The following is a 16,592-nucleotide window of genomic DNA, read 5'->3' on the forward strand; positions in this document are numbered from 1 at the left end:
TCCGGTGTCATCGGATCAGGGAAGCCAGCGCTTCCACTGGTCCGGGTGGGCGTCGACCCACTTCTTCGCGGCCTCCTCGGGGCTGAGCTTCTGCTCGGCGATCATGAGGGAGACCTCGTTCTGGTCCTCCGTCGTCCACTGGAACTTCTTCAGGAACTCCGCGCCCTTGCCGCCGGAGCGGGCGAAGTCGGCGTTGAGGAACTTGCGCAGCGGGGTCTTCGGGTACGCGCAGGTGATCTTCGCGGTGTCGGTGTCGCAGCCCTCCTTGTACGGCGGGAGCTTCACCTCCGTCATCGGCACCTTCTTGAACAGCCACTGGGGGGTGTACCAGTAGCTCAGGAAGGGCTTCTTCTCCTTGGCGAACTGCTTGATCTGGGTGATCTGCGCGGCCTCGGAGCCGGCGAAGACGACCTGGTAGTCCAGCTTCAGGTTCTTCACCAGGGCCTTGTCATGGGTGACGTAGGCCGGGGAGCCGTCCATGATCTGGCCCTTGCCGCCGGACTCGGCGGTGCGGAACCGGGAGGCGTACTTGTTGAGGTTCTTCCAGTTCGTGATGTCCGGGTGCTGCTTGGCGAAGTACGTCGGCACGAACCAGCCGATGTGCCCGGTGACGCCGAGGCCGCCCGCGTAGGAGACGGTCTTCTTGTCGTGGACGTACCGCTTCTCCTGCTCGGGGTGGCTCCAGTCCTCCAGCAGGGCGTCGACGCGGCCCTGGCTGAGCGCGTCCCAGGCGGGGATCTCGTCGACCTGGACGGTGTCGACGCGGTAGCCCATCTTGTGTTCGAGCAGGTACTTCGCGACGGCCACGTTGGACTGCGCGCCCACCCAGGACTGCACGGAGATGGTCATGCTCTTGGCGCCGCCCGCGTTGGCGAAGGGGCTCGCCTGCTTGGTCATGTCGGCGGCGCCGCAGCCGGTGAGCAGGGCGAGCGCGGACGCGGCCGCGACGCTCACCGAGAGGGTCGTACGGAATCGCATGTCACGCTCCCTTCTTCGCGCGGCGGCCGGTGGGCTGGGTGACCCGGTCGAGCATCAGGCCGAGGCAGACGATCGCGGCACCGGCGACCAGGCCGGTCGCCAGGTCGCCCTGGGCGAGGCCGAAGGCGACGTCGTAGCCGAGCGCCCCGGCGCCGACCAGGCCGCCGATGATGACGACGGCGAGGACCAGGACAACGCCCTGGTTGACGGCGAGCAGCAGCGAGCGCCGGGCCAGCGGGAGCTGGACCTGCCAGAGCTGCTGGCGGCCGGTGGCGCCCAGCGAGCGGGCGGACTCCAGCGCGGCCGGGTCGACCTGGCGCAGGCCCTGCGCGGTGATCCGGACGACGGCCGGGAGGGCGTAGACCACGGCGGCGGCGACGGCGGGGGCGCGGCCGACGCCGAACAGGGCGACGACCGGGATCAGGTACACGAACTGCGGCATGGTCTGGAACACGTCCAGCACCGGGCGCAGCATCCGGTCCACCCGGTCGCTGCGGGCGGCCGCGATACCGGTGGCGATGCCGAGGACCAGGGTGACGGCGACGGCGGCCAGCACCTGGGACAGCGTGTCGAGGGAGGAGTCCCACACGCCGAGCACGCCGATCGCGGCCATGGCGAGGGTGGCGGTCAGCGCGGTGCGCCAGGTGCCGATCAGCCAGGCGAGGCCGGCGACGATCAGCAGCACCGACCACCAGGGCAGCGCGCGCAGGCCGTCGCGCAGCGGGTCCAGCATCCAGGTGGTGAAGTGCGCGGCCCAGTCGGCGGTACCGCCGACGACGGGGACACCGGAGTAGAGGTGGGCGGTCATCCAGTTGACGGCGTGGTTGACCGGCTCGGCGATGTTCAGGATCACGGCGCCGGGCCATTCGGCGGCGCCGAGCAGCCGGGCGACGACCGCCGCGGCGACGGTGCCCGCGAGCGCGAGCAGCCACACCGTGCGGCGGGACTCCCCGGAGTCGTCGGCGGCCCGGCCGGCGGCGGCGGTGACGCGGTCCAGCACGATGGCGAGCAGCACGATCGGGATGCCGGCCGCGAGGGCGGCGCCGACGTCGACGGAGGCGAGCGCCTGGTAGACGCGGTCACCGAGGCCGCCGGCGCCGATGACGGAGGCGATGACGGCCATGGACAGCGCCATCATGATCGTCTGGTTGAGGCCGAGCAGGAGTTCCTTGCGGGCCAGCGGGATGCGCGCGGTCAGCAGCCGCTGGCGCGGGGTGGCGCCCAGCGAGCGCACGGCCTCCAGCACCTCGGGGTCGGCGCCGCGCAGGCCGAGCGCGGTGAGGCGGGCCATCGGCGGGGCCGCGTAGACCACGGTGGCGAGGACGGCGGCGGGGACACCGATGCCGAAGACCAGGACCACGGGCAGCAGGTAGGCGAAGGCAGGCAGCACCTGCATGGTGTCCAGCACCGGGCGCAGGGCGCGGTCCAGCCGGTCGGAGAGCCCGGCGGCGAGGCCGAGCAGGACGCCGACGGCGACCGAGGCGAGGACGGCGGCCACCATGAGCGCGAGGATCTGCATGGTGGGCAGCCACATGCCGAGCGCACCGCAGGCGAGGAACGCCACGGTGGTGCCGGCGGCCAGCTTCACCCCGGCCACCCGCCAGGCGACCAGGGCGCCGAGCGCGGTGACGCCGACCCAGCCCATGGCGAGCAGGGCGAGGTAGACACCGCGTACGCAGAGCACGACCGCGTTGCTGATGTGGCCGAAGAAGTAGAGGAACAGCGGGTGGCTGTCCCGGTTGTTCATCACCCAGTCGCTGGCGTCGCCGAGCGGGCCGGTGAGGCTGACGGTCAGCGCGTGCGGCCAGTGCCCGCTGCCCCAGCGGCTGTCGAGCAGGGGCACGAGGACGACGGCGGCGACGGCGAGCGTCAGGAGCTTGGCGGCCGGGCGGGACCTGAGCAGGCCGGGCAGGGCGCGCCGGGAGGCGGGGGCGGTGATCGTGGCCATCAGACCGCCTCGGGCTCGGGGACGGGGGGCGTGAGGACCGCCGGCTCGGCGCCGGGGTCCTCGGGGGCGGCCGGGCCGGTGCCCGCCACCACGTTCAGCAGCGCGTCGGAGTCGACGACGCCCATGCAGGTGCCGTCGTCCATCACCCGGGCCGGTGCGCCCGCGCGGGCGACGGCCTCGATGGCCTCGGCGACCGGGGCCTCGGGGCGCACGGCGGGACCGCTGCCGGCCTCCTCGCGGGTGGCGGGGCGCATCGCGGTACGGCAGGTGACGACCTGCTCGCGGGGCACGTCGCGGACGAACTCGCGGACGTAGTCGTCGGCCGGGGAGTTGACGATCTCCTCGGGCGTGCCGAGCTGGACCACGCGGCCGTCGCGCATCAGGGCGATGCGGTCGCCGAGCTTGAGGGCCTCGGAGAGGTCGTGGGTGATGAACACCATCGTCCGGCCCTCCTCCTCGTGCAGGCGGACGACCTCGTCCTGCATGTCGCGCCGGATCAGCGGGTCGAGCGCGCTGAACGGCTCGTCGAAGAGCAGCACCTCGGGGTCGACGGCGAGGGCGCGGGCGAGGCCGACGCGCTGGCGCTGGCCGCCGGAGAGCTGGCCGGGGCGGCGCTTCTCCATGCCCGCGAGGCCGACCTTCTCGACGACCTCGGCGGCCCGCTCGCGCCGCTCGGAGCGCGAGACGCCCTGGATCTCCAGGCCGTAGGCGACGTTGTCGAGGACGGTGCGGTGCGGCAGCAGGCCGAAGTGCTGGAAGACCATCGCGGCGCGGTGGCGGCGCAGTTCGCGCAGCCGGCCCCGGTCCATGGCGCGCACGTCCTCGCCGTCGATGGCGATGGTGCCGGCGGTGGGCTCGATGAGCCGGGTCAGGCAGCGCACCAGGGTGGACTTGCCGGAGCCGGACAGGCCCATGACGACGAAGACCTCGCCCTTGCGGACCTCGAAGGACACGTCCCGCACGGCGGCCGTGCAGCCGGTCTCGGCGCGCAGCTCGGCGGGGCTCAGGGCGGCCAGCCTGGGGTCGGCGGGGACGCGCTCGGGCTTGGGGCCGAACACCTTCCACAGACCGTCGACGGCGAAGACCGGCGCGGCCGTCCCCTCGGCGGAGGTCGGCGGCTTGCGCGTGGGCACGGTGAGCGTCATCGCGCGTCACCACCGATCAGTTCGACAGCCTTCTCCCCGACCATGAGCACTCCGATCATCGGGTTCACCGCGGTCATCGTCGGGAAGACGGACGCGTCGGCGATACGGATGCCGCCCAGACCCCGGACACGCAACTCGGGGTCCACCACGGCGAGTTCGTCATCGGCGGCGCCCATCTTGCAGGTGCCGGCCGGGTGGTACACGGTGTGCGCGACCTTGCGCGCGTACTCGCTCAGCTCCTCGTCGCCCTGGACCTCGGGCCCGGGGCAGACCTCGCGCTTGAGCCAGTGGGCCAGCGGCTCCGACTTCGCTATCTCGCGGGCGATGCGGATGCCGTCGACCAGGGTCTGGGCGTCGTAGTCGTCCTCGTCGGTGAAGTACCGGAAGTCCAGCGCGGGCTTCACCTCGGGGTCCGCGCTGGTGAGGTACAGCCGGCCGCGGCTCCTGGGCTTGGGGATGTTCGGGGTCATGGAGACGCCGAACTCGGGCCGCTCGTACCCCAGTCGCTCCGGGTTGTCCGTGAACGGGATCTGGTAGAAGTGGAACATCAGGTCCGGGCCCGCGTGTCCGGGGTCGCGGCGCACGAACAGGCCCGCGTCGGAGTCCATCGCGGAGTTGTCCGGGATGGGTCCGTCCGTCTCCCAGACGATCACCGACTCCGGGTGGTCGAGCAGGTTCTCACCGACGCCGGGCAGGTCGAGCACGACCGGGATGCCGAGGGCCTCCAGGTCGGCGCGCGGGCCGATGCCCGAGTGCATCAGCAGGCGCGGGGTGTCGACGGCGCCGGCGCACAGGACGACCTCGTTGCGCGCCTTGACCAGCAGCTCCCGGCCGTCCTTGGTGCGGACGTGGACGCCCTCGGCGCGGGTGCCGTCCAGCTCCAGCCGGTACGCCCAGGTCTCCAGGAAGAGGTGGAGGTTCGGGCGCTCGTCCATCACCGGGTGCAGGTAGGCGACGGAGGCCGAGGACCGCTTGTTGTTCTCGGGGTGGTACGAGAGGTCGAAGAAGCCGACACCGTCGGTGAACGGCTTCTTGTTGAAGCCCTCGATCCGCGGCACGCCGAGCGCGGACTGCGCGGCGTCCACGAAGTCCCGCGCGATGGCGTTGCGGTCCTTCTCGTCCACCGGGACGATGTTGTTCTTCAGCCGGGCGAAGTACGCCTCCATCGGGACGGCGCCCCAGCCGGTCGCCCCGGCCCGCTCCCACTCGTCCCAGTCGGACGGGAGCGGCTTGAACGAGATCAGGGTGTTGTGCGAGGAGCAGCCGCCGAGCACCCGGGCCCGGCTGTGCCGGATGTGGGAGTTGCCGCGCGGCTGCTCGGTGGTCGGGTAGTCGTAGTCGAGGTCGCCGCCGAGCAGGCCCATCCAGCGGCGCAGCGTCAGCACGTCGTCGCGGTCGACGTCGCTCGGGCCGCCCTCGATGACGGCGACGGTGACGTCCGGGTTCTCGGTCAGGCGGGAGGCGATGACGGAGCCCGCCGTGCCGCCGCCGACGACGACGTAGTCGTACTCGTGGGTGTGTTCGGGCATGGGGTGTCTGACTCCTGGGGGCGGGGAGGTCGTACGAAGGTCTCGGGGCCGGGGTCAGCCGGCGAACCAGCGCACCGGGCCGGGGGCGAGGTTCTGGTACACGTGCTTGGCCTCGCGGTACTCGGCCAGGCCGGCGGGGCCCAGTTCGCGGCCGGTGCCGCTCTTGCCGAAGCCGCCCCACTCCGCCTGCGGCAGGTAGGGGTGGAAGTCGTTGATCCACACGGTGCCGTGGCGCAGCCGGGCGGCGACGCGCCGGGCGCGGCCGGCGTCGGTGGTCCAGACGGCGCCCGCGAGGCCGTACTCGGTGTCGTTGGCGAGGGCGACGGCCTCGTCCTCGGTGCGGAAGGTCTCGACGGTGAGGACCGGCCCGAAGACCTCCTCCCGCACGACGCGCATCTCGCGGTGGCAGTGGTCGAGGACGGTCGGCTCGTAGAAGTAGCCGGACCCGGGGCGGTCCTCGGTGGGCTCGGGGCGCTTGCCGCCGCAGACCAGGCGCGCACCCTCGGCGAGGGCGGAGGCGACGAAGTCCTCGGTCTTGGCGCGCTGCTGCTCGGAGACGAGGGGGCCGCACTCGACACCGGGCGCGGTGCCGCGGCCGAGCCTGATCTTCCGGGCGCGGCTGGCGAGTTCGGCGACGAAGCGGTCCCGTACGGACTCCTCGACGATGAGCCGTCCACCCGCCGAGCAGACCTGGCCGCTGTGGATGAACGCGGCGTTGAGGGCCTGGTCGACGGCGGTGTCGAAGCCCTCCTCGGTGGCGCAGGCGTCGGCGAAGACCACGTTGGGGTTCTTGCCGCCGAGTTCGAGGGCGACCTTCTTGACGGTGGGCGCGGCGGCCTGGGCCACCTTGACGCCGCTGACCAGGCCGCCGGTGAAGGAGACCAGGTCGACGTCGGGGTGCTCGGCGAGGCGGGCGCCCACGGTGTGGCCGGGGCCGGTGACCAGGCCCGCGACGCCCTCGGGCAGTCCGGCCTCCACCAGCAGCCCGATCAGCGCGATCGTGGTCATCGGGGTGATCTCGCTGGGCTTGATCACAAAGGTGTTGCCCGCGGCGAGCGCCGGGGCGATCTTCCAGCTGGCCTGGAGCAGCGGGTAGTTCCACGGCGTGATCAGCGAGCAGACGCCGACCGGCTCGTGCACGACGACGCTGTGGATGTCGGCCGAACCCGCGTCGACCACCCGGCCGGGCGCCTCGGCGGCCACCAGGTCGGCGAAGTAGCGGAAGGCGTCGGCGACGCAGTCGATGTCGACGCGGCCCTCCTCGACGGTCTTGCCCGCGTCGCGGCTCTCCAGCAGGCCCAGCTCCTCGCGGTCGCGGACCAGGAGGTCGGCGACGCGGCGCAGCAGGGCGGCGCGCTCGGCGACCGGGGTGTGCGGCCAGGGGCCCTCGTCGAACGCCCGGCGGGCCGCGGCGACCGCCCGGTCGACGTCCTTGGCGTCCCCCTCCGCGACCACGGCGAACGGCCGGCCGTCCGCGGGGTCGAGGATCTCGCGTGTAGCGCTGGAGTCTGCTTCCAGCCACTCGCCCCCCGCGTGGATGGTGGCCGTAGCCAGTCGTTCCGTTCTGTCCGCCATGATCGGTTTTGCCTTCCGTTCCTGTTCAGCGGCCCTGAGTGACAGAGCTGCCACGTCCGGGCGGTTGACCGCATGCCCTCGGCCGGCGAAACGCATGCGCATTCAGTGGCCGAAAGTGTGCTGGGTCACGGAAATTACGGGAGAAAGGCGGAGGAATCGGGCGCGGGAGAGTGGCATGGATCACGACGGCGGTACGCACAGGAGCGAACCGGGTCGATTCGATCAGTCCAGCGGCGCGTGCCCGGCCGGGTCGCAGTTCATGCCGGGCGGGCAGAACCAGGCGAGCGCGGTGGTGAGGAGCTCCAGCTCGTCCTCCCGGCCGTCGGCGTCGGCACCGTACGCGGCGAGGGCGTAGATCTTGCCGTCGTCGGCGACGAACCGCTCGTCGTAGACGTGCCAGGTGCCGACCTCGGGCTCGTCGCGGATCGTGTCCGCCAGGTACTCCAGACGGGAGCCGGTGAAGCCGCCCTCGTCGAGGTTGCTCAGCGACAGCTTCTCGAAGCCGCGGGGCTTGGCCGTCGCGGGCGACAGGTACAGCTCGAAGGAGGCGTCGGGGGAGGCTTCCGACACCTCGTACACCTGGAGCCTGCGCTCGCGGTCGGGGCTGCGGAAGCTGACCACGGCGATGCCGTGCTCGGAGGGGACCGTGGCCCGCGTCCACCCCTCGGGCACGGCGGTGCGGAAGCCCTCGGGGTCGTCGCGCAGCGCGTACCCGGCGGGCGGGGCGCTGGGCGAGGGCGACGGGGAGGTGGGCTCCGGGGTGCCGGAGGTCTCCTGCCCGGCCGTCGCCGGGGCGGAGGGCGTGTGCCCGGCGGCGGGGCGCCGGTCGCCGTCACCGTCGTCGTCCTTGCCGACGACCAGGGCCAGAACCAGGCTCACCGCTATCCCGGCCGCCGCCGCGCCGACGATCACCGACCACAGGACACGCCGGCTCGGACCCCCGGCGGGCGGCGGGGAGGGCTCGGCAGGCGGCCAGGAGGCGGTGGCGGACGGCACCGGCGAGGGGTCCGCGAGCGACCAGGGGGCGGTCGGGGGCGCGGGCCGGTCCCCGGGCGGCCAGGCGACGGTCGGCGACTCCGCGGGCACGGAGGGGCCGGAGGGGGGCCAGGAGGAGGCGGGTGTCACGTGGTCCGGCCGCGTCGGGGCGGCGTCCGATGCGTCGGTGCCCGCCCGGGAGCCGGCCGGGGGCCAGGAGGCGGGGGCAGGCGGTGCGGCTGAGTCGGGTGCGTCGGCGTCCGCCGGAGAGTCGGCCTCGGGCCGGGTGGGGGACGTGGGGGCGGCCGGGGGCCAGGTGCGGGGTGGATCGTCGGTGGCGGCCGGGGGCCAGACGGGGGCGGGCGGGTCGGCCGGGGGCCCGGCGGCCGGAGGCCACGCCGGGGCCGGGGGCGCGTGGTCCGGAGGTGCCGGCGTGTCACCGGCCGGCCGGGCCCCCGTACCGTCCTCCCACCGCTGGGTGTCCTCGTTCCAGTACCGCTCTCCCCCGCTCATCGCGGCCCCCCTCCTGGTCTTCCGGTCACATTCCGAGCAGCCCGGCCACCGCGCCCGCCGAGGCGAGCACGCCGAGCAGGGCCTGGGAGTCGTCCAGCAGCTGCCGCAGGCGCTCGCGGCGCGTGGGGCCCGCCTGGCCGGTACGGGTGATCTCCGCCTCGGTCTCGGCGAGCGCCTCGTCCAGCGCGACCGTCCCCTCGGTGCTGCGCACCCGCTCCAGATCGGCCCGCAACTCACGTACGGCCTTCAGGAGTTCACTGTCGGCCGGCTCCCCGGCGCCGCCGTGGTGGTGGCTCTCGGCGTGGGCGTGGCTGCCGACGGCGAAGGTGCTCCCCGACACGTCTCCGATGCGCACGCTCGGCTCGCTGGGCTGGTCACCGGCCATGTCAGGCTCCCTTCTGCGGCGCGCTCGCGCCCGGTGCGGTGGAGGTGGCGGAGGCGTGGCTGCCGACCGCGAAGGTGCTGCCCTCGATCCGGCCGATGTGCACGTCACCGTTGCTGATGTTGACGACCTTCCGGACGAACTCGCCGGTCTCGTAACCGGATTCGGCGAGCGCGGACCGTACCCCGTCGGCCACCCGGTCCTGCACGGCCCGCAGGTAGCGGGCCACGTCCATCTCCTGGAACAGCGAGCCGACCGGGGTGGAGCCCAGCTCGCGCACCGACAGGGCGGGGCCGTCCGGGAGGGCGCCCGCGTAGCCGCCGGTCAGCAGCCGCCACCCGTGCACCAGGCCCCGGCCGAGCTGGGCGAGCGCGCGGCCCGCCGAGCCCGGCACCAGGACGAGGGCGGTGGCGGCCTTGCCGAGGGTGTTGTTATTGCGGAACCGGTGGGCCGTCCGGTCGGCCTCCTTGAAGTCCGCCCGCACCGGCGTGAGCACGTGCGGGGCGATCTCCAGCATCAGCAAGCCGCCCTGGGTGTGGACGCGGACGTAGACGGTGACGACCAGCTCCTCCTCCCAGCCGCCGACCCGCACGCGCAGGAAGTGCCGCCGCTTCTCGGCGCCCTCCTCCACCGCCCGCGCCCGGTGCTCCTCGAACGCCTGCGCGGTGTACGGGGCCTGCTCGCGGTCGAGCAGCCCCTCCACCGGGAGGAACACGCACTCGTCGATCTCCAGGCGGCGCAGCCGGTCCCGGACACCGGGGCCCGCGTACCCGGCCGGGACGCGCAGCTGCTCCAGCCGGGGGCGGACCTTCTCCAGGATCGCCCGGTTGCTGAGCGGCTGCCGCTCCTTCCTCAGCTCGTCCGGCTTGAGCTCGACGGCGAACACCCAGGTGTCGTACGCGTCTCCGGCGCCGCAGAAGGGGCGCGCCTCGTGGTACATGACCAGCGGGGCGTGCTGTTCCAGCCGGATGCGCCGCCCCAGCCGCATCAGACGGGGGCCCGGCGCCTGCTCGGCGGGGTCGGAGGAGACGTCCGCGAAGCGCCGCGGGGAGAGTTCGGCGGTCAGGGCCCGGCTGAACTGGGTGCGCTGGGCGTGGACGCACAGCGCGATCAGCGCGAGCACGACCAGGGCGAACCACGCCTGCCAGACCTCGACGGCGGGGGTGAGGGAGTCGGAGAAGTCGTCGGGGCCGCCGTAGCCGTACGGGTCGTAGGACGGCTCGTCGGGCGAGGCCCCGCCGAACGCGGCGAAGACGGTGAGGACGAACAGCGCGGCGAACCACGCGCGCCCCCACCACCGCGCCAGGAAGGCGAAGATCAGGCGGTACAGCGGCGGCTGCTCGGCCCGGCCGCGCAGCCAGGGGGCGAGCGCGAGCCAGATGCTGGGCCACAGGTACAGCGCGAACAGCCCGCCGCTGAGCGGGATGCCCACCAGCCACAGCCCGGCGATGGCCCCCGCCCACCCCAGCTCCTGGCGCCGGGCCCGCAGGGCGTGCGCGAGCACCCTGGCCGCGTCGAAGCCGAGCGAAGGCGCCACGATCCGCTGCTCGTTGAGGTGGAGTTCCTCGATGACCCGGTCCCGGTAGCCGGAGTCCAGATACGTACCCGCGCACAGCAGCCGGGTCGCCTCGCTCGTGTGGGGCGGCGCGGGCGGCGGATGGTCCGGCGCCCCCTCGGCCACGGACCGCTCCGCCTGCTCCGGCACGTGAGCACTGCTCATGCCATCCCCCGATGCATGGAAGTCCCGCACCCACGAGAAGGTGGACGCGACCGCCGAGCATAGAGGGGTGACGGGTGGTCAGGGAACCGGAATTCCGGCGACCGGAACCGGACCTCCCCGCCCGCACCCCCGCCGCGGAGCGCGTAGCATCGCCCTCCACCCCCCACCGATGATCAACTCCGGTCCGTTGGCACCGAGTTGTCCACTTCTAGGAGCCGTGCATGCCCGCGCTGCTGAACCCTGTCCTCGATCTGCTGATGCTCAGGGGCACCGTGACCGCCGTGGAACGGTTCACCGCGCGGATGCGCCGGCTGCGCATCGAGGGCGACGCGCTGGCCGGGCTGGACGTCCTGCCCGGTCAGCAGGTCCGGGTCCTGGTGGGCACCGCGCTCACCCGCCGTACGTACTCGGTGTGGCGCTACGAGCCGTCCGGCGCGGTCGAGTTGTGCGTGCTGGACCACGCCGGTGACGGCCCCGGCGCCCGCTGGTCGCGCGAGGCCGCGGTCGGCGACGAGGTGCGGATGGGCAAGCCGGAGGGGTCCTTCACGCTGCGCCCCGACGCCGCTCACCACGTCTTCGTGGGGGACGAGACCGCGTCCGTGGCGTTCGGCGCGATGCTCGCCGCGCTGCCCGACGGGGCGCGGGTGTCGGGCTGCGTCGAGACGGGGACGGCGGCCGACCGGCTGCCGCTGACCCACGCGGGACGGCTCGACTGGGTGCTGCGCGGCGAGGTCCCGCTGGCCGAGGCGGTGGGCCGGCTGGCGCCCGCGCCGGGCGGGGTGGCCTACGTGGCCGGTGAGGCGCGCGCCGTGCAGGCGGTACGCCATGTGCTGCGGGACGCGGGCTGGGACCGGCGCTCGGTGCTGACCAAGCCGTTCTGGACGCCGGGCAAGCGCGGCCTGGAGTAGCCGACACACGGGAACGGGCCCCGTCCGTAAAGACCGGAGGGGGCCCGTCACTCGTGCGTGCGGGGCTCAGATGAGGCCGAGACCGCGGACCGCGTCGCGCTCCTCCGCCAGCTCCCGCACCGAGGCGTCGATGCGGGCGCGGGAGAACTCGTTGACGTCCAGGCCCTGGACGATCTCGTACTTGCCGTCCTTGGTGGTGACGGGGAAGGAGGAGATCAGGCCCTCCGGGACGCCGTAGGAGCCGTCCGACGGGATGCCCATGGAGGTCCAGTCGCCCTCGGCGGTGCCGTTGACCCAGGTGTACACGTGGTCGATGGCGGCGTTGGCGGCGGAGGCGGCCGACGAGGCACCGCGGGCCTCGATGATCGCGGCACCGCGCTTGGCGACGGTCGGGATGAAGTCGTCGGCCAGCCACTGCTCGTCGTTCACGACCTCGGCGGCGTTCTTGCCCGCGACCGTGGCGTGGAAGATGTCCGGGTACTGGGTCGCGGAGTGGTTGCCCCAGATCGTCAGGCGCTTGATCTCGGAGACCGGGGTGCCCGTCTTCTTCGCGAGCTGGGTCAGCGCGCGGTTGTGGTCGAGGCGGGTCATCGCGGTGAAGCGCTCGGCCGGTACGTCCGGGGCGGCGGCCTGGGCGATCAGGGCGTTGGTGTTGGCCGGGTTGCCGACGACGAGGACCTTGATGTCGTCCGCGGCGTTGTCGTTGATGGCCTTGCCCTGCGGCTTGAAGATGCCGCCGTTGGCCTCCAGGAGGTCACCGCGCTCCATGCCCTTGGTGCGCGGGCGGGCGCCGACGAGGAGGGCGACGTTGGTGCCGTCGAAGGCCACGTTCGGGTCGTCGGTGATGGTGATGCCGTTCAGCAGCGGGAACGCGCAGTCGTCCAGCTCCATCGCCGTGCCCTCGGCGGCCTTGAGCGCGGGGGTGATCTCCAGGAGGCGCAGGTTGACCGGCACGTCCGCGCCGAGCAGCTGGCCGGAGGCGATGCGGAAGAGCAGGGCGTAACCGATCTGGCCGGCCGCGCCGGTGACGGTGACGTTCACGGGAGTGCGGGTCATGGCGTTCTCCGTATGACAGCTGGCGGTGGGGCGTCGCTGCCCCGGGCGGATGATCGATCTCTTGGCGTCAAGAGAGATCAGCGGTCAGGCTATCGCGCATCCGGCAGCCCGGAAGTCCGGGGCCCTGTGGCCCGCCCCACAGGACCGGCCGCCGTGACCGGGCCCGGACACGGCGGCGGCCGCCTGTCCGGGAGAGGAGGACCGAGGCGGCCGCCGGTGGGGGTACCGGCTCGCCGGACTCCCGTGGGGGGATACTTCTCCGCCTGCCCCGGTTCCGGCGGCTCATGCGCACCGCGTCCCGAACTCCCGCGCTCACTCGGTGCATCCGGCCGGACCGGCCGCCAGGGTCACGCACGCCTCGGCCTCACCGGCGCCGGTCACCGCGACCATCGGCGTGTACGCGTCGGTGTCCCCGGCGGCGGTGACGTCACCCCGCTGAGCCGCCCGGCCCGCCGTCACGCGCACCCGGTCGCCCCGGCCGGCGCCGGTGATCCGCCCCCAGGCGGCACCGCAGGTGCTGCTGTAGCGGACCTCCAGCGTCGCCGCGCCGACCGTGACGGACTTGGCGGTCCTCGCCAGGCCGTCACCGCTGCACCCCATGGCCTCGGCGTCCTTGCCCGCGCAGCCGGACCCCACGCACTTGACCCCGGGCGGCGGTTCGGCGGCCCTGGTGGCGGGCGGGGCGGACGGGGCGGCGCCGCGGGCGGCCCCGTTCTCCCCCTCCTCGCCGCCGCGGCCGGTGAGCAGCACGAGGGCGCCGATCACGGCGAGCGCGGTGACGGCGCCCGCGACGAAGAGCAGGAGGCGGCGTCTGTCCCCGCGCGGCCCCGCGGTCGCGGAGGGCTGCCGCGCGTCCGCGTCCCCCGCGTCGCCGGCTGCCGGCGGGACGGCGTCGGCCGACGCGGCACCGGACGACGGTCCGGGCTCCGCACCCGCGTCCCCGGCCCCGGCGGTCCCGGCCACCCCTGCACCGGCCACCCCTGCCCCGGTTCCGGCCTCGGACCGCGCGCCGCCGAGGTCGCCCAGCTCTGCGCGGGCCCGGGTGATGCTGATCTGCTCCATGGTGCGGTCGTGCCGCATCTCCGCCCGGCTCCAGGCGCGTTCGGCCAGCTCCCACAGGGTGGTGAGGTGGACCGGGCTGGTGCCGGTGACCTCGGCGAGGGCCAGGATCGCGCCCCTCGGCGCGAGCAGCCGGCCGTTCAGATACCGCTCCCAGGACGTCTTGCTGTACCCCGTGCGGTCGGCCAGCGCGGCGACACCGAGACCCCCCTGGTCCACGAGCCGCCGCAATTGTCCGGTGAACTCCCCGATCTGCGGATCGAGATCGTCCGGCAGCGCCTTCCAACGCGCCATGGGTCCCCCCCTCGTCGCTCCCCCGGCGGGAACCGCGACGCCTCCCCGCGTCACACCCCGCCCCCGGTTCCAAGGTAGCCCGCGAGAGGGGGGTCTTCATGACGTATCCGGCGAACTGCCCTTGTTGCGGCGCGGGTTGTCAGGTGTGGCAGGGCGCGGACACGGTGGCGGAACGGTCACTTCCGTGCCACAGCGCACGGACAGGCGTTGCCCGGCCCACCCGGCGGACGCCAGGGTGAAGTCCCGGTGACTCGCCCCCGATCGGGGGTGGGGGCGAGTCACCGGCCTTGCGGGCCACGGTGAAGAGGAACTAGCCGGCCACGGTGAAGTGCAACGTGTCCTTGAGGAACGGGACGCTCAGCCAGGGCTCGGGCTGGACCATCAGGGCCAGCAGGACGATCGTGAGGCCCAGCACCCCGTACGTGACGATGTCGGTGAACCGGGAGCGCACGGCCAGCATGCCGACGCCGGGCAGCGTCCAGCGCATCGCGGCGCCCGCCAGCAGGGCGGAGCCGATCAGCAGGAGGCCGACGCGGGTCACGTCGAGGGCGACCAGCAGCAGGCCGAGCGCGGCGGCGCAGAGCACGACGAGCACGGGCCACTGCCGTGCGGGCGCCGGGGCGTCACCGGCCGCGGCGCGACCGCCGCCCTCGGGACGGGCGGTGTCCTTGGTGAACAGCGGGAAGCGGCGGGTGATGCGCCTCGTGCGCCCCTGGGCGTCGGGGGCGCTGATCGCGTCCCGCACCTGCGGCTCCCCGGTTTCCTCAGCCGGCACGGCGCTCTGCCGCCTCCACCACGTTGACCAGCAGCTGCGCGCGGGTCATCGGACCCACGCCGCCGGGGTTCGGGGAGATCCACCCCGCGACCTCGGCGACGTCCGGGTGGACGTCACCGACGATCTTGCCCTCGGCGTTGCGGGAGACACCGACGTCCAGCACGGCCGCGCCCGGCTTGATGTCCTCGGCGCGGATCAGGTGCGGGGCACCGGCGGCCGAGACGACGATGTCGGCACGCTTGAGGTGGTAGGCGAGGTCACGGGTGCCGGTGTGGCACTGGGTGACGGTGGCGTTCTCGCTGCGGCGGGTGAGCAGCAGCGGCATCGAGCGCCCGATGGTCACGCCGCGGCCGACGACCACGACCTCGGCGCCCTTGGTCTCCACGCCGTACTGACGCAGCAGGGTGAGCACGCCGTTGGGGGTGCAGGGCAGCGGGGCGGGCTCGTTGAGGACCAGGCGGCCGAGGTTCATCGGGTGGAGGCCGTCGGCGTCCTTCTCCGGGTCCATCAGCTCCAGGATGCGGTTCTCGTCGATGCCCTTGGGCAGCGGGAGCTGGACGATGTAGCCGGTGCAGTCGGGGTCCTCGTTCAGCTCGCGGACGACCGCCTCGATCTCCTCCTGCGTGGCCGTCGCCGGCAGCTCACGCTGGATGGAGGCGATACCGACCTGGGCGCAGTCGCGGTGCTTGCCCGCGACGTACTTCTGGCTGCCGGGGTCCTCCCCGACCAGGACGGTGCCGAGGCCGGGCGTGATTCCCTTCTCCTTCAGCGCCGCCACGCGGGCGGTCAGATCGGACTTGATCGCTGCTGCGGTGGCCTTGCCATCGAGAATCTGGGCGGTCATGCACCCATCCTCGCGGATGACCGCCCCCCGGTTCCAATCCGGTCCGCGTGGGCTCCGCCACCGTCGCGTCCCAGATGTCCGGCGTTGATCGTTGATGTTGCACTTGCACAACACATCTGGAATGCGGCTGGACAAGAAGTTGTGGCTCCACAACCATGAACGGCGCATGCATCGCGGTCCGGTGGGGGGCATACCGCTCAGTTCTTGACGTTCCTCCGTGCCTTCCGCGCAGTTCCCGCAGTACCAACGGAGGAAACCAGCCATGAGCTTCGGCGCGCCCCAGAATCCCTACGGTCAGCCGCAGGACCCCCAGCAGGGCTACGGGCAGCCCCAGCAGCCCGGCTACCCGCAGGCGCCGCAGGGCGTGCCGCCGCAGCCCGGCTACGGCTACCCGCAGGCGCCCCCGGTCCCGCAGCAGGCCGGTTACGGCTACCCGCAGCAGCCCGGCTACGGCTACCAGCAGCCGCCGTACGCGAACTGGGGCCAGCGCTTCCTCAGCAGGCTGATCGACACCGTCCTGTACATGGTGGTCTACCTGCCGCTCGTGCTCATCGGCGCGAAGGCGGAGATCCCGGCGCTCGCGCTCATCGGCTTCCTCTTCATGATCGCCTTCCTGGTCTACCAGGTCATCCAGGAGGGCCGGACGGGACAGACGATCGGCAAGAAGGTCGTCGGCACCCGCACGCTGAAGGAGGACACCGGCCAGCCGCTCGGCGGCGGCATGGCGTTCGTCCGCCAGCTCGCCCACATGCTGGACAGCCTGCCGTGCTACCTCGGCTACCTGTGGCCGGCCTGGGACTCCAAGCGCCAGACCTTCTCCGACAAGGTCTGCGGCTCGATAGTCATCCGCACCAAGTAGGCGCCGTACGCGAGGCGGCCGCCCGCTCCCCT

At 73.2% G+C, this 16,592-nt stretch carries 14 protein-coding genes; 2 read left to right on the forward strand and 12 right to left on the reverse strand.

The window, feature by feature from the left end:
• Window positions 1-15: 15 nt before the first annotated feature.
• From ABZ898_RS16710 to ABZ898_RS16745, 8 genes are all read right to left on the reverse strand, one after another.
• A complete protein-coding gene (locus ABZ898_RS16710) occupies window positions 16-978 on the reverse strand; it encodes an ABC transporter substrate-binding protein (RefSeq protein ID WP_361658602.1) in 963 nt (320 codons plus the stop codon).
• 1 nt (window position 979) lies between these two features.
• On the reverse strand, window positions 980-2,926 hold the full coding sequence (locus tag ABZ898_RS16715) for an ABC transporter permease subunit (RefSeq protein WP_361658605.1): 1,947 nt from the start codon (window positions 2,924-2,926) through the stop codon (window positions 980-982).
• A complete protein-coding gene (locus ABZ898_RS16720) occupies window positions 2,926-4,071 on the reverse strand; it encodes a glycine betaine/L-proline ABC transporter ATP-binding protein (protein ID WP_361658607.1) in 1,146 nt (381 codons plus the stop codon). Before ABZ898_RS16720 ends, ABZ898_RS16715 begins: the two co-directional genes overlap by 1 nt.
• Complete coding sequence (locus tag ABZ898_RS16725; protein WP_361658610.1) at window positions 4,068-5,600, reverse strand: GMC oxidoreductase; 1,533 nt, start codon at window positions 5,598-5,600, stop codon at window positions 4,068-4,070. The genes ABZ898_RS16720 and ABZ898_RS16725 overlap by 4 nt, the downstream gene beginning before the upstream one ends.
• Before the next feature lie 54 nt (window positions 5,601-5,654).
• Entirely contained in the window at window positions 5,655-7,175 is a 1,521-nt protein-coding gene (locus ABZ898_RS16730) for an aldehyde dehydrogenase family protein (protein ID WP_361658612.1), read from the reverse strand.
• A gap of 222 nt (window positions 7,176-7,397) precedes the next feature.
• Entirely contained in the window at window positions 7,398-8,663 is a 1,266-nt protein-coding gene (locus tag ABZ898_RS16735) for a hypothetical protein (protein WP_361658615.1), read from the reverse strand.
• Between the two features lie 25 nt (window positions 8,664-8,688).
• Complete coding sequence (locus ABZ898_RS16740) at window positions 8,689-9,048, reverse strand: hypothetical protein (RefSeq protein WP_361658620.1); 360 nt, start codon at window positions 9,046-9,048, stop codon at window positions 8,689-8,691.
• Window position 9,049: 1 nt separating this feature from the next.
• Entirely contained in the window at window positions 9,050-10,765 is a 1,716-nt protein-coding gene (locus tag ABZ898_RS16745) for a hypothetical protein (protein ID WP_361658623.1), read from the reverse strand.
• A gap of 221 nt (window positions 10,766-10,986) precedes the next feature.
• Here ABZ898_RS16745 and ABZ898_RS16750 point away from each other — a divergent pair, with 221 nt between their 5' ends.
• Window positions 10,987-11,673: a siderophore-interacting protein gene (locus ABZ898_RS16750; protein ID WP_361658626.1), complete on the forward strand. Its 687-nt coding sequence runs from the start codon at window positions 10,987-10,989 to the stop codon at window positions 11,671-11,673.
• A gap of 66 nt (window positions 11,674-11,739) precedes the next feature.
• Here the strand turns inward: ABZ898_RS16750 and ABZ898_RS16755 are convergent, their stop codons facing one another.
• The 4 genes from ABZ898_RS16755 to ABZ898_RS16770 form a co-directional block, all read right to left on the reverse strand.
• On the reverse strand, window positions 11,740-12,729 hold the full coding sequence (locus tag ABZ898_RS16755) for a malate dehydrogenase (protein ID WP_361658629.1): 990 nt from the start codon (window positions 12,727-12,729) through the stop codon (window positions 11,740-11,742).
• Window positions 12,730-13,041: 312 nt separating this feature from the next.
• Window positions 13,042-14,082, reverse strand: a complete 1,041-nt coding sequence (locus tag ABZ898_RS16760; protein ID WP_361658632.1) for a DUF2690 domain-containing protein — start codon at window positions 14,080-14,082, stop codon at window positions 13,042-13,044.
• A 310-nt stretch (window positions 14,083-14,392) separates the two neighbouring features.
• On the reverse strand, window positions 14,393-14,857 hold the full coding sequence (locus tag ABZ898_RS16765; protein WP_361658635.1) for a DUF3017 domain-containing protein: 465 nt from the start codon (window positions 14,855-14,857) through the stop codon (window positions 14,393-14,395).
• On the reverse strand, window positions 14,847-15,701 hold the full coding sequence (locus tag ABZ898_RS16770; protein WP_161191042.1) for a bifunctional methylenetetrahydrofolate dehydrogenase/methenyltetrahydrofolate cyclohydrolase: 855 nt from the start codon (window positions 15,699-15,701) through the stop codon (window positions 14,847-14,849). Before ABZ898_RS16770 ends, ABZ898_RS16765 begins: the two co-directional genes overlap by 11 nt.
• A gap of 262 nt (window positions 15,702-15,963) precedes the next feature.
• Here ABZ898_RS16770 and ABZ898_RS16775 point away from each other — a divergent pair, with 262 nt between their 5' ends.
• Window positions 15,964-16,560, forward strand: a complete 597-nt coding sequence (locus tag ABZ898_RS16775) for an RDD family protein (RefSeq protein WP_361658638.1) — start codon at window positions 15,964-15,966, stop codon at window positions 16,558-16,560.
• The last annotated feature ends 32 nt before the right edge of the window (window positions 16,561-16,592 follow it).

Origin of the sequence: Streptomyces sp. NPDC046860 (assembly GCF_040645115.1) — a bacterium.
Classification (GTDB): Bacteria; Actinomycetota; Actinomycetes; order Streptomycetales; family Streptomycetaceae; genus Streptomyces.